Annotated in this window: 14 protein-coding genes; all 14 read right to left on the reverse strand. The window is 42.6% G+C overall.

Annotation, left to right across the window (positions count from 1 at the left end):
* Positions 1 to 13 precede the first annotated feature (13 nt).
* Positions 14 to 1,894, reverse strand: a complete 1,881-nt coding sequence (locus BM377_RS03245) for a DEAD/DEAH box helicase (protein ID WP_092243617.1) — start codon at positions 1,892 to 1,894, stop codon at positions 14 to 16.
* Positions 1,881 to 2,423, reverse strand: a complete 543-nt coding sequence (pgsA, locus tag BM377_RS03250) for a CDP-diacylglycerol--glycerol-3-phosphate 3-phosphatidyltransferase (RefSeq protein WP_092243622.1) — start codon at positions 2,421 to 2,423, stop codon at positions 1,881 to 1,883. Before pgsA ends, BM377_RS03245 begins: the two co-directional genes overlap by 14 nt.
* Positions 2,420 to 3,775, reverse strand: coding sequence for a 30S ribosomal protein S12 methylthiotransferase RimO (gene rimO / locus BM377_RS03255; protein ID WP_092243625.1), 1,356 nt, complete (start codon positions 3,773 to 3,775; stop codon positions 2,420 to 2,422). The genes pgsA and rimO overlap by 4 nt, the downstream gene beginning before the upstream one ends.
* Position 3,776: 1 nt before the next feature.
* A complete protein-coding gene (gene rpoZ / locus BM377_RS03260; protein ID WP_092243629.1) occupies positions 3,777 to 4,085 on the reverse strand; it encodes a DNA-directed RNA polymerase subunit omega in 309 nt (102 codons plus the stop codon).
* Between the two features lie 51 nt (positions 4,086 to 4,136).
* Positions 4,137 to 4,757: a guanylate kinase gene (gene gmk, locus BM377_RS03265; RefSeq protein WP_092243632.1), complete on the reverse strand. Its 621-nt coding sequence runs from the start codon at positions 4,755 to 4,757 to the stop codon at positions 4,137 to 4,139.
* Positions 4,747 to 5,010 (reverse strand): DUF370 domain-containing protein, encoded by a 264-nt coding sequence (locus tag BM377_RS03270; protein ID WP_092243635.1) that lies wholly within the window; start codon positions 5,008 to 5,010, stop codon positions 4,747 to 4,749. Before BM377_RS03270 ends, gmk begins: the two co-directional genes overlap by 11 nt.
* Positions 5,003 to 5,890: a YicC/YloC family endoribonuclease gene (locus tag BM377_RS03275; RefSeq protein WP_092243638.1), complete on the reverse strand. Its 888-nt coding sequence runs from the start codon at positions 5,888 to 5,890 to the stop codon at positions 5,003 to 5,005. The genes BM377_RS03270 and BM377_RS03275 overlap by 8 nt, the downstream gene beginning before the upstream one ends.
* A gap of 104 nt (positions 5,891 to 5,994) precedes the next feature.
* On the reverse strand, positions 5,995 to 6,771 hold the full coding sequence (locus tag BM377_RS03280; protein WP_092243641.1) for an amino acid ABC transporter ATP-binding protein: 777 nt from the start codon (positions 6,769 to 6,771) through the stop codon (positions 5,995 to 5,997).
* Complete coding sequence (locus tag BM377_RS03285) at positions 6,755 to 7,543, reverse strand: amino acid ABC transporter permease (protein ID WP_092243644.1); 789 nt, start codon at positions 7,541 to 7,543, stop codon at positions 6,755 to 6,757. Before BM377_RS03285 ends, BM377_RS03280 begins: the two co-directional genes overlap by 17 nt.
* 176 nt (positions 7,544 to 7,719) lie before the next feature.
* On the reverse strand, positions 7,720 to 8,640 hold the full coding sequence (locus BM377_RS03290; protein WP_242948077.1) for a transporter substrate-binding domain-containing protein: 921 nt from the start codon (positions 8,638 to 8,640) through the stop codon (positions 7,720 to 7,722).
* A 112-nt stretch (positions 8,641 to 8,752) separates the two neighbouring features.
* Positions 8,753 to 10,252: a tagaturonate reductase gene (locus BM377_RS03295; RefSeq protein WP_092243647.1), complete on the reverse strand. Its 1,500-nt coding sequence runs from the start codon at positions 10,250 to 10,252 to the stop codon at positions 8,753 to 8,755.
* Positions 10,253 to 10,685: 433 nt separating this feature from the next.
* On the reverse strand, positions 10,686 to 10,829 hold the full coding sequence (locus BM377_RS03300) for a cyclic lactone autoinducer peptide (RefSeq protein WP_092243650.1): 144 nt from the start codon (positions 10,827 to 10,829) through the stop codon (positions 10,686 to 10,688).
* A gap of 20 nt (positions 10,830 to 10,849) precedes the next feature.
* Complete coding sequence (locus tag BM377_RS03305) at positions 10,850 to 11,527, reverse strand: DUF4956 domain-containing protein (RefSeq protein WP_092243653.1); 678 nt, start codon at positions 11,525 to 11,527, stop codon at positions 10,850 to 10,852.
* Between the two features lie 48 nt (positions 11,528 to 11,575).
* Positions 11,576 to 12,307, reverse strand: coding sequence for a polyphosphate polymerase domain-containing protein (locus tag BM377_RS03310; RefSeq protein WP_092243656.1), 732 nt, complete (start codon positions 12,305 to 12,307; stop codon positions 11,576 to 11,578).
* Positions 12,308 to 12,366: the final 59 nt, after the last annotated feature.

Consider the following 12,366-nt stretch of genomic DNA (forward strand, 5'->3'; position numbering starts at 1 on the left):
TTCAATTGTTTGATTATTTATCTTTCTTGCGTTTACCGAAGCTCTCCATTACAAGATCGTTTACGTCCTGAAGATAGTCGAGGCTTCTTTTCTTGTTTTCAGACTTTATTTTCTTCTTGTCTGATTTGGATACGTTCATTGTATTGGTATCTTCGTTCTTTTTAGCAGAGCGCTTGTTGTCATCAGCGCCAAGATACCAGGCTTTTGTTGAGCCTTCGCCCTTTATGTTGATACGTCCTACGTTCTCAAAACCTTCGGAAGCGGGTTTTCTTGGTTTTCTCTCGCGCTTAACTTCACTGCGCAAACCTTCATCGGATTTGCGGCTTCGAGAGCCGTTCTCACCGCGAACACCGCGCTTTCTCTCATCGCGGGATCTGTCGTCCGACTTCTTGCCGCGAGTCTTTCTGTCTCCGGGCTTTCTATCGTCAAACTTACGCTCGCCCTTATAACTGCGCCTTCTGTCAGAAGACTTACCGTCACGAGATCTTGAATATGAGCCGCGGGAATCGCCTCTGCCTCTTCTTCCGTAGCCGTCTCTTCTGTCACTTCTCTTTTCAAAAAGGACAAGATCTTCCAGATCGGCGCCCATCTTAAGCTTCATAAAGCCTGCAGCAAGCTGCTCGGCTGTATATTCGCCCTCTTCAATCTTCTGATTAACAAACTCAAGAACCGATGAAATATCGGAATTCTCAATAATATCAATAACCTCGGCAAATACCTTCTGAGATTTCGCCCTCGTGATCTCTTTTGCAGAAGGAACGCGTCTTTCTTCGATACGAGTATGACATACCTTCTCAATCTCGCGAAGCTTGTACATCTCACGTCCGCCGACAAGAGTAAACGATCTTCCGCTCTTTCCGGCACGCCCCGTTCTTCCGATCCTGTGAACGTAATATTCGATATCCTCGGGGATATCAAAGTTAAATACAGCCTCAACACCGCTTACATCAATTCCTCTTGCCGCAACATCAGTAGCGATAAGAATATTGATCCTTCCTTTTCTGAAAAGATTCATAACGGTGTCTCTCTGATTCTGAGAAAGATCTCCGTGAAGCCCGTCTGCAAGATAGCCTTTTCCTTTAAGGCTCTCGGCAAGCTGATCTACCATTTTCTTGGTGTTACAGAAAATAAGAGTTCTTCCCGGATTATAATAGTCAAGGAGTCTTACAAGAACTTCCTCTTTCATCTTCTGAGGAACTCTGTAATATGCCTGCTCAATAGCGGCAACCGTGATCTCCTTGGGAGTCATCTTAATGTACTCTGCATCCTTCTGATACTTTCTTGTTATCTGAAGGATCGGTTCAGGCATGGTAGCTGAGAAAAGAGCTGTCTGCCTCTCTTCCGGCATTCCGTCAAGGATAGTCTCTATATCCTCTCTAAAGCCCATGTCGAGCATCTCATCCGCCTCATCAAGTACAAGAACTCTTACGCTCTTCATCTTCATGGTATGTCTGCGCATATGGTCCATAACTCTGCCGGGAGTACCGACAACAATCTGAACTCCTGCAGAAAGAGCTCTGATCTGTCTGGAAATGTCCTGTCCGCCGTATACGGCAAGGACTTTGATCCCGTGCATATATTTCGCAAAATCTCTGATATCGTCAGCTGCCTGCATCGCAAGTTCTCTTGTAGGACACAGAACAACCGCCTGTAAATGCTTATTCTCAGGGTCTACCTTTTCCAAAAGAGGTATACCGAAAGCTGCTGTCTTTCCGGTTCCCGTCTGAGCCTGGCCGATAATATCCTTACCTCCCATCATAACGGGAATCGCCGCATTCTGTATGGGAGACATATATTCAAAACCCATCTCGCTTACAGCGCGGATAATTCTTTCATCAAGGCCGGATTCATCGTATCTGACCCTTACTTCTTCTTTTTTCTTACTTACTTCCATTCAAAACATCCTTATTCTTCACCAGATAATCAATCAGTGAAACAATTGTGAGCGCAAGAGCTATCCACATAATAACTGTGGTAATCGTAGGCATGACAGGGCCACCTATATTGGCGATCATAAGAACTACCATAAGCATCTGGAAAGTAGTCTTAAATTTGCCCCAGTAGCTTGCGGCAATAACTCTTCCGTTATCTGCGGCTATAAGTCTGAAACCGCTGATTATAAATTCTCTTGCAATAATAGTAATAACAACAACGGCAGGGATTCTTCCGAGTTCTACAAGTCCGATCATTGCAGAACATACCAACAGCTTATCGGCAAGAGGATCCATAAACTTTCCAAAGTCAGTTACAAGATTGTACTTTCTGGCAATCCTTCCGTCCAAAAGATCTGTAAGTGATGCGATTATAAATGTCGCAAGCGCTGCCCACTTTAAAATATCATTGTAGGGATCGCTCAAAAGAAAGAAAACAAAAAAAGGAATCAAAACCACTCTTGCTACAGTTAATTTATTAGGTAAATTCATCGTACTTCCTCCCCTATCAGGTCGTATTCATTGGATCCCGTGATCCTAACTTTTATAAAATCTCCGGTCATGAGTTCACGTCTTACGCCGGTAACAAACAAATAGCCGTCAATATCGGGCGCATCTTTGTACGTCCTTGCAACGTAGGAATATGTGCCGTCATCCTCAATATCACCGATACGCCCCTCCACAACCGCATCAAGTGTTCTTCCGACCATATTCTCAGCTTCCTCAAATGCAATCTCCTGCTGAAGACGCATAAGCTTATTTCTACGGGTATTCTTAACCCTCTCCGTAATCTGATCCGGCATTGTTGCAGCAGGTGTGTCCTCCTCCTGTGAATACGTAAACACACCAAGTCTGTCAAACCTAAGATCCCTGACAAGAGCCATTGTCTCATTGTGATCTTTTGCCGTCTCTCCCGGGAACCCGCTTATAAGTGTAGTCCTTATACAGATATCGGGTATCTCATCGCGAAGTCTTTTAACAAGGCTTCGTATCTGCGCGTTGTTCGTGCGCCTTCCCATCTTCTTAAGGATATTATCAGAACCCGACTGTATTGGAATATCAAGATAATTACATATCTTTGGCTCGCTCTTTATCGTCTGTATAAGCTCTTCATTTATCTCCTCAGGATAACAATACAGTATCCTGATCCACTTAAATCCTTTTATCTTACACAGCTTATGAAGAAGCTCGGGTAATTTCTTTTCACCGTAAAGGTCTACTCCGTATAAAGTTGTCTCCTGAGCAACAACCAAAAGCTCGGTGATTCCGGCTTCTGCAAGTTTCCGGGCATCTTCAATAAGCTGTTCCATGGGAACACTTCTGTATCCGCCTCTAACCTTGGGTATAATGCAGTAGGTGCAACGCTTGTCACAACCTTCCGCTATCTTCAGATAGTTAAAAAGACCTCCCGTAGTGATAACTCTGTCCAAACCACCAACGGGTTTCTTGTTGATATCATAGAAATAGTTCTTGTGAGAAAATAACTTGTTTCTGGAAAGAGTTTCATCGATTGCATCAATGATCTTATCTGTTGCCGTAACTCCGAGAATCTCATCCACCTCGGGGATTTCCTTTTGGATCTCCTCTTTGTATCTCTGTGCAAGGCAACCCGTAACAATAAGCGCCTTAAGCTTGCCGGATTTTCGCATATCTGCAAGTTCCAGGATTGTGTCTATGCTCTCCTGTTTGGCATCATTGATAAAGCAGCAGGTGTTAACAACTGCTGCTTCCGCTTCGTTCTCATCGTCCGTAAAGTCATAGCCTCTGCTTCGAAGTATTCCAAGCATAACCTCGGTATCGACTCTGTTCTTGTCGCATCCAAGCGACACAAATATTATCTTCATATCAGTTTTCTTCAGTATTCTCTGCTTCCTTAGCTACTTCTTCCGTAACTTCCGCAGCATTTGCAAGTGCTGCCTTTTCCTCATCCGTAAGAATTCTGAGTGTATCCTCGTTCATCTCATCAACAGCGATTGAGAGAGGTTTCTGCTTAGCCTTAACTCTAACCATAGGCTCATCACCTGCGATGATCTGTCTTGCTCTCTTGGCTGTAGCCATAACTACAGAATATCTTGAGCTGATAACAGGCTCCTCACCTTCTTCAACGCCCTTGTTAACAACTTTCATGAGATCTACATATGAAGGATGTATCATAATAATTCCTTTCCTGCGGACTCTTCCGCAATAAACAGCCGATTATTTATATTATAATTTCTTAAGCTGCTCTCTGATAGTTTCTATAAAATCAAGATTCCTGCCGGGACTTAAATGTGCCGCATTTATGATCTTATGCACATTTTCTACACTGTCCTCAAGCTTATCATTGATGACTATATAATCATAATTCTCTATGCCAACCGACTCTTCAACCGCTCTGTTAAGGCGCTGCCTGATAACATCATCGGTCTCCGTTCCTCTGCCGCGAAGTCTCTTTTCAAGCTCTTGTGCGGAAGGTGGCATAACAAACAATAATACCGCATCCGGATACTGCTTCTTGATCTGAAGCGCACCCTGTATCTCTATCTCAAGGATGACGTCTATTCCCTGTGCAAGCTTGTCTTCAACATACTTCGTGGGCGTGCCGTAGTAATGATTTACATACTTGGCATGTTCTATAAGTCCGTCTTCCTCAATAAGCTTCTCAAACTCTTCATTGGTAATAAAGAAATACTCTCTACCGTTAACTTCGCCTTCTCTGGGTGATCTTGTAGTTGCCGAAACAGATAATGCATACTGATCATACTTGGCTGTAAGCGCCTTCATGATAGTTCCCTTACCTGCTCCCGAAAAACCCGAGACAACGATTATAATACCTTTACGATTCATCTGCAATACTCTCACTCTCCATCTGTGTCCTGCCGCTGATTGTTTCGGGCAAAAGAGCCGACAAAACAAGCATACCGTTTTCCATGACTATGACAGCCTTGGTCTTACGGCCCTGTGTTGCATCAACACTTGTCCCGTCTTCCTTAGCCTTCTGGACCATCCTTTTTACAGGGGCCGCATCAGGACTGACTATACTGATAATCTTATCGGCGTTGACTATATTGCCAAAGCCTACATGGATGAGTTTACTCAATGTTCTGAATCTGCTCCCTTACCTTTTCTATATCGGTCTTAAGCGCGATTCCTCTGTCCGAGATTTTAAGATCTGTGGATTTGGAAAGAATAGTATTGGCTTCTCTGTTCATCTCCTGTGCAAGGAAATCCAGTTTTCTTCCGATTCCATCCTTGTCATCACCGCTTAAAAGAGTATCCTTGGTAGCACCGATATGGCTGCGAAGTCTTGTTATCTCTTCATCTACACACACCTTGTCGGCGAATATCGTAACTTCCATGGCAAGCCTGTTCTCATCTATCTGCTTATCTTCAAGAAGATCGCTGATCTTCTCTCTGAGCTTGCTCTTATATTCCTTGATGATCTCGGGTGAACGCTCCGCAATGTATTCCACATTCTCACGCATTCCGTCGAGCTTGGCTGTAAGGTCCTTGCAAAGGAACTCACCTTCTCTTACTCTGGAATCAAGGAACTTCTGTCCGGCCTCGTTAAGAGCCTTCTTAAGACCGCACCAAACCTCTTCCTCATCGAGTTCCTCTTCCTCCATTGTGAACACCTCGGGGAACTTGGATAAAAAGGATATCTTAATATCCTGATCAAGCCCGAAATCGGAAGCCATCTCTTTAAGATAAGTATAATATTCTTCCGCAATCGCCTTGTTATATTTAACCCTGGAATCGGACTCCGAAAAATCCTCATAGCTGATGAACACATCAACCTTTCCGCGTTTCATATATCCTTTTAATTCTGAACGTATTGCAGACTCAAATGCATTGAACTTCTTGGGCATCTTGATATTAATATCAAGATAACGATTATTTACAGATTTAAGCTCAACAATATACTTTCGCTGACCTTCTGTGACTTCACTCCTGCCAAAACCAGTCATACTGCATACCATAAGTAGGTACCCTCCCTTATTTTTGGGCATAGTAATACACAAGTCATTATAATATATCGCAATATTTCGGTCAATGTCAATTGCCCCGAAAATGCGCGTTTTTCTTACAATACCTTACTCAAAAACTCCTGTAATCTCGGATGCTTGGGAGCACCGAAGATTTCTTCCGGAGTTCCCTGTTCAAGAAGCTTACCGTCCGCCATAAACAGGATCTTATTGCCGACCTCGCGGGCAAAGCCCATCTCATGAGTGACAACAACCATTGTCATGCCTTCTGTAGCGAGCTGTTTCATAACATCAAGAACCTCGCCTACCATCTCGGGATCCAGAGCCGATGTGGGCTCATCAAAAAGCATAACCTCAGGTTCCATCATAAGAGCGCGCACGATCGCAATACGCTGCTTCTGACCGCCTGAGAGCTGAATGGGATACGCATCCGCTCTGTCCTCAAGACCCACTCTCTTAAGAAGGGCAAGAGCCTTGGTTTTTGCTTCCTCTACCGGAACTTTTTTGACCTTAACGGGAGCAAGTATCATGTTGTCCATGATGGTCTTGTGAGGGAAAAGATTGAAATGCTGGAAAACCATTCCCATCTTCTGCCTGTGAATATCCATGTTGACCTTGACCCACTTGCCGCTTTCGTCCCTATATTTCTTCTTGGTAATATCAACGTCATTGAAAATGATAGCACCGCCCGTAGGCTCCTCAAGAAGATTGAGAGACCTAAGAAATGTAGACTTACCGCTTCCCGAAGGACCGATGACAACCACAACGTCTCCCTTGTCTATCTCGGCAGTCACACCGTCGAGAGCCTTGATGGCGCCGAAATTGTAGTGTTTTTCCAAATCAGTAACCTGAATGATCTTATCTCTTGTCTCCACGGCTCATCCTCCTCTCAAAGTGTGCTATAAGTTTGCTTGTAGGGAAACATAAGCAGAAATAGATCGCCGTAGCCACAAGCAAAGGCTCGATAATTATAAATGTCGCTCCTCGAACCGCGTTAACAGCCGACATAATGTCCTGAACACCTATTGTATAAGTAATAGCCGACTCTTTTATGATAACAACGAACTCATTGGCGATCGCAGGCAAGATATTCTTTATTGCCTGAGGCATTATGATATATCTCATATTCTGTAACCAGCTCATTCCAAGGCTCCTTGCCGCCTCAGTCTGTCCGCCGTCTATAGACTGGATTCCCGATCTCATGATCTCGCAAAGATATGCTCCGGAGTTCATTCCGAGAGCCACCACGCCGGGGAAAAATCTTTCAAATTTGATAAATCCAAAGAAAGTAAAACTCGGAAGCTCAATAAGGGCTCCGAATACACCGTAATAGATTATGGCAACCTGCACGATTACAGGAGTCGATCTTAAGATCTCAACATAGGCTGTTGCTATAAAAGATAAAGGATTGAATTTACTCAAAGCAACTCCGAATCCCCTTTCTTTTTGATGTCCTTCCTTATCAAGTCCCAAAAAAGCGAAAGGACAGAAATTAGACATTCTCATGGCTGATAAGATTATAGCCAAAACAAATCCGATCGCCACGGTAAAAACAGAGAGCATAACCGTTACTATCACGCCCTGAACAAAGAGCTGCGAGTAAGGAGCTATCCTTCCGAAATTCTCAATCTGTACAAAATTATCCATAAGTAATAATCTCCAACTATTGCTTAATTAACGTTATTTCCATTATATCCATCGCCGATACACATCGTCAATTACGGCATAAAAGAGCATTGGAGTATACAAAGCCCTCCAATGCTCTTACTTTATGAATTAAAAACACTTATTTACATGTAAGCTTCTTATTGTTTTAAGAAAGATCAGTTATCAAGAAGTCCTTCATGAATCTCGCCTGAAGCCTTCTCGTTTGCTGTTGCGACAAACTCATCCATTGTACCGTCTTTAAGTGCTTTTGCAATAGCTTCGTTGACACCCTTAAGGAGTTCTTCATTACCTTTGACAACTCCTACAGCTGCGCCCTCCGCTCCTTCATAAGGAACCTCAAGTGCGATGCAAAGATCGGGATAGTTCTTGGCATAACTCTCTGCAACGGGAGTCTCTATATATGCTCCGTCAAGCTTACCTGCTATAAGCTCCGCAATTATATCCGTCACCTTTGAAAGCTGAACAATGTCAGCAGATGAGCTGTAAATATTGGCAAGATCAACCTGAATGGAACCTGTCTGTGCTCCGATCTCAAGATTGGATTTATTGGTATCGTCAAGCTTCTTAAATTTATCTTTATTGGCCTTTGTCGTTACAAAAGACTGACCTCCCATATAATAAAGCTCTGAGAAGTCCATGATGGCTTCACGCTTGGGATCGGGTGAAAGCCCTGAGATTCCGATATCAACCGACTTGGTCTGAACCTCCATAAGAACTCCGTCAAACTCAACGGGAACAATCTCAAGCTCAAGTCCGAGATAATCTGCGATATAACCTGCAAGTGCAATATCGAATCCGGCAAGCTCGGGTGTGCCATCTTCGTTGATCGCATAAAATTCATAAGGTGCAAAATCGGGTGATGTAGCTACTGTAAGCTTACCCGGTGTTACTGTTGAAATCTGTGCCTTCTCTTCTGAAGCATTATCGCCGGCAGAAGCTCCGGCATCGGCTGTCTCAGCCCCCGTCTGATCAGCATTACTTGATGTGCTCTGCGCGTTCTCTTTGGATGAACCGCATGCCGCAAGTCCTAATGTCATTGTAGCTATCATAATAGCTGCCATGATCTTTTTTTTCATAATATTCCCTCCCTAATATGCAATAACATATATGTCTAAGACGAATGATAATATCTTTTATTTCGTTTTGCAACAAAAGGTGCACATTGTTCAATAATATTTCACAACTTACTCAAAGGCAGGATTCATAGGCTTTTAAAGCGCCTTCTCTTTTTATGGTTTTGAGATTATCAACAACTAAATCCGTAAGTCCGTCTATCTCATTTAAATCCATGTCCCACATCCTTGTATTCCCAAGGACAGCTCTTACAAGTTCCTCTTCCGATGCATCTTTTTTGTCATTATAAAACTCAAGAACCCACCTGTCATCGCTTACAACATACTCATTTCCGGATGGTCTTTCGCAGACAAGTCCCTTGTCATTAAGCCCCTTGATATTACTTGAATAAAAAGCAATGTAAGCAGCAAGCGACATAGTAAGACAAACAGGAAGCTTACCGTTCTTTTCTATAAAGCCGAGAAACGACGGCATATTTCTTGCCTTCCACTTACTTGTCGAATTAAGTGAAATGGACATAAGCTCATGGTTAACAAAAGGATTGTTAAACCTATCTTTTACCGCAGCCGCAAATTCATTAAGATCCTTCTCATCAAGATGATCCGTCAGCGTCGGTATTACCTCTTCTTCAAGCATCTTGTTCATAAACCCTGCGATTATCTTGTTGTTCATGCAATCTCTGACAATGTCTTCTCCGGCAAGATAAGCACCAAGAACAAAGCCTGTATGTGCCCCGTTAAGTATCCTTACCTTGCGATGCTTATATGGCATAACATCGGGAACAACATGTACATTAACCCCCGCTCTCTTAAACGGAAGCCTGTCCTCAAGCTCTTTGGGCCCCTCAATTATCCAAACACCGAATATCTCGCCGACATCGATAAGCTCATCGTGATATCCGTTTTCATCTTCAAGCCTTGCAATCTCCGCTTCATCCCTGATCCTGCCGGGAACAATCCTGTCGACAAGAGTTGAGCAAAAGATATTGCTCTCATTCACCCATTTCTTGAAATCATCACTAAGTCCCCAAAGATCAATATATTCGTTGACACACTTCAAAAGCTCTTTTCCGTTATTATCTATAAGCTCGCAGGACAGAACGACAACACCTTTCTTAGCGGCCTTAAAACGAGCATAAAGAACCTGAGTGAGCTTTCCCGGAAAACTGTTTGCGGGAATGTCATCAAGTTTACATGAAGGGTCAAAAGAAATACCGGCTTCGGTGGTATTTGAAACGATAATATCAAGGTCATCGCCGGTCGCAACATCAAGCATCTTCTGAAAATCCTTGGGATCGTACGGATTGACGCAGGATTTCACAGCGGAAATAACGCGCTTATTGTCTATCTTCTTGCCATTCTCACTTCCTCTGAGATATAAGGTATAGAGCCCTTCTTGCTTATTTATTATATCTGTAAGCCCCTGTGCTATAGGCTGAACAAGCATAACTTTACCGTTAAAGCCCGCTTTTTCATTACTTATGTCAAAGAACCAGTCCACAAAAGCCCTCAGAAAATTGCCTTCGCCAAACTGAAGCACCTTGATCGGCGCATCTTTTAAAACATATCCTTTATAACCCGACTTTTCCAAAATATCGTATTTTAATTGTTCCATATATCGAACCTCCATAAAATGTAAATATTTACATCCAGATGCCATGGATATTAAGCTCATTAATAGTTATATCAAGGAATGTAAGCGTTTACAATAATTAATTATGAACTTTTTATGGATTTTATAAATTTTATATAAATTTGAACCGAAATATGGTATAAATGTTTTTAAAGGGGTGTCTTGTAATAGGAGGTATTCTAATGTCAGAAGTTAATAATGACTACGTTAGGCTTTCACAGGCTGAAATTGATAGACTTATAGAAAAGATTAACGAAGAAAAAAAAGAAAAGAAAAAAGAAAAAGCAATCTAAAAAAGAATGTCTAAGGAATGTCCAAGGAATGTCTTACGACATTCTTTTTTGTTATAAAAAAGCATTTCGGCGCCCTGCATATGGCAAGGCGCCGAAACGTATATGTTTATTGTTCATTGTTATTATTTTGATGATAGGAAACTTTTCATTCCTTTAGGTACAAGTGGCTGATGGCCATACATCATGCACCGAGTTTCCACAGTTTTTCTAACTGCCAGCCTGGATAGTCTCTCCAGCCCCTTAGCCAATACTTTCTTTTTCCTCATTGCAAGATCACCTCCTACTATTACAGTTCCTCGGTTTTAATAGCCACGGTACGGGAACAGCTGATCTCGAGATTGCCGTTTCTTACGCGCATCTCATCTATCATGCTCTTGGTTGATGCACCTGACTGCATGATGATCTTGTAGCTCAGTCTATATAAACTTCCCATTCCGTAGGTACGAACCTCCTGTAATTCAGACTTGGTTGTGTACTTTGCAAGTATATCATCAAAAATACCTTCAAAATCCAATCCTTCCGGAATTGTGATTTTAAGCAGCTTCTCGTTCTCTCCAATATGGAGACTGTTGAGAATCACACTCACAAGTGAAAGTATCACAACAAAGATAACGGCAATACCAATGTATCCCATACCTGTCGCAAGGCCCGATGCCATAGCAAGGAAAATACTTGTTATCTCTTTGCCGGCTCCCGGTGCCGAACGAAACTTAACCAGAGAGAATGCTCCGGCCACAGCCACTCCGACTCCAAGGTTACCGTTAACAAGCATGATAATGATCTGCACGATCGCAGGTATCAGCGATAACGTAACAAAAAAGCTCTTTGAATAGCTGTTTCTTAGTGTATACATAAATGCTATAAAAATACCGATAGCAAGTGATGCAAAAGTAGAAACCAGGAAGGTAACCCCCGTAACCATCCCGTTTGTCATAATGGACCCAAATATATAGTCTGCTGTCATTGTTTTTTACCTTCTGTCTTTTATTATAGTATTGCCGATATTCAGTTTTTATACGGCGGTGCTCATAGCCACAAATCTGGGCTCGTTGCCGCTCATGTAATCGATATAACCTCTTCCATACTTAGAAAATGAAGTCTTTCGAATATTTAGCTCATCCAAAATCCTTGCAAGTTCTACGGACATCGCTCCAGCGATCTTAAGTTCCATAAGATGCTGCCCGGGCTCCAGAATATCCTTGCCCACATTCCCCTCTTTTAACGATAATTTGTCCGTTCTCCATCTGATGTTAGTATCAAATGTGATCCGAAGATCCGGATCATGAATCCCCTCCATTGCGATCCTGTCATAAGAGATCGCCATCGCAGGCACTAATTCCCCATAGTGCTTCTTCATATAATCAATCTCAGCAGATATCTGCGATTGATTTTCAAGCTCTTTACCTTTCACAAGATAATCAATTGCTTCCGAATAAGGCATTGAGATCCTTCTTTTGTAGACAACGCCCTTATACTTTTTCTTGATCTCAATAAAAGCATTGGTGTCGTCTGCGGCCACGCCATATGAACGCAATCTGAGCTTTTCCTTGTAGATAGGCTTATCAAGAGAATTCTCGACAAGAGTAAAATCCGGAGTATCAAAATAGATATTCAGAATTGAAGTCTTCCCATAACTATCTACCCTCGCCATACCTTCAAGTCGTTTTCTCAGCGCTACATATTGCATGTCATCCAAAAGATACTTGACCTCGATCCTCTCGAAGACATCTTTGTAACCCGCCATATGTACCTCCTTCGCTCGAGCTAAAACCCATTATAAACGTTTTCGGAGGCCATATTTTC

Origin of the sequence: Butyrivibrio sp. INlla21 (genome assembly GCF_900116875.1) — a bacterium.
Taxonomy (GTDB): domain Bacteria; phylum Bacillota; class Clostridia; order Lachnospirales; family Lachnospiraceae; genus Butyrivibrio.

Excerpts from the sequence above, each read along its gene's own strand:
- BM377_RS03275 (WP_092243638.1), bottom strand. The coding sequence starts at position 5,890 with ATGGTATGCAGTATGACTGGTTTTGGCAGGAGTGAAGTCACAGAAGGT.
- BM377_RS03300 (WP_092243650.1), bottom strand. The coding sequence starts at position 10,829 with ATGAGGAAAAAGAAAGTATTGGCTAAGGGGCTGGAGAGACTATCCAGG.
- pgsA (WP_092243622.1), bottom strand. The coding sequence starts at position 2,423 with ATGAATTTACCTAATAAATTAACTGTAGCAAGAGTGGTTTTGATTCCT.
- BM377_RS03245 (WP_092243617.1), bottom strand. The coding sequence starts at position 1,894 with ATGGAAGTAAGTAAGAAAAAAGAAGAAGTAAGGGTCAGATACGATGAA.
- BM377_RS03295 (WP_092243647.1), bottom strand. The coding sequence starts at position 10,252 with ATGGAACAATTAAAATACGATATTTTGGAAAAGTCGGGTTATAAAGGA.
- BM377_RS03290 (WP_242948077.1), bottom strand. The coding sequence starts at position 8,640 with ATGAAAAAAAAGATCATGGCAGCTATTATGATAGCTACAATGACATTA.
- gmk (WP_092243632.1), bottom strand. The coding sequence starts at position 4,757 with ATGAATCGTAAAGGTATTATAATCGTTGTCTCGGGTTTTTCGGGAGCA.
- BM377_RS03305 (WP_092243653.1), bottom strand. The coding sequence starts at position 11,527 with ATGACAGCAGACTATATATTTGGGTCCATTATGACAAACGGGATGGTT.
- BM377_RS03310 (WP_092243656.1), bottom strand. The coding sequence starts at position 12,307 with ATGGCGGGTTACAAAGATGTCTTCGAGAGGATCGAGGTCAAGTATCTT.
- rimO (WP_092243625.1), bottom strand. The coding sequence starts at position 3,775 with ATGAAGATAATATTTGTGTCGCTTGGATGCGACAAGAACAGAGTCGAT.
- rpoZ (WP_092243629.1), bottom strand. The coding sequence starts at position 4,085 with ATGATACATCCTTCATATGTAGATCTCATGAAAGTTGTTAACAAGGGC.
- BM377_RS03285 (WP_092243644.1), bottom strand. The coding sequence starts at position 7,543 with ATGGATAATTTTGTACAGATTGAGAATTTCGGAAGGATAGCTCCTTAC.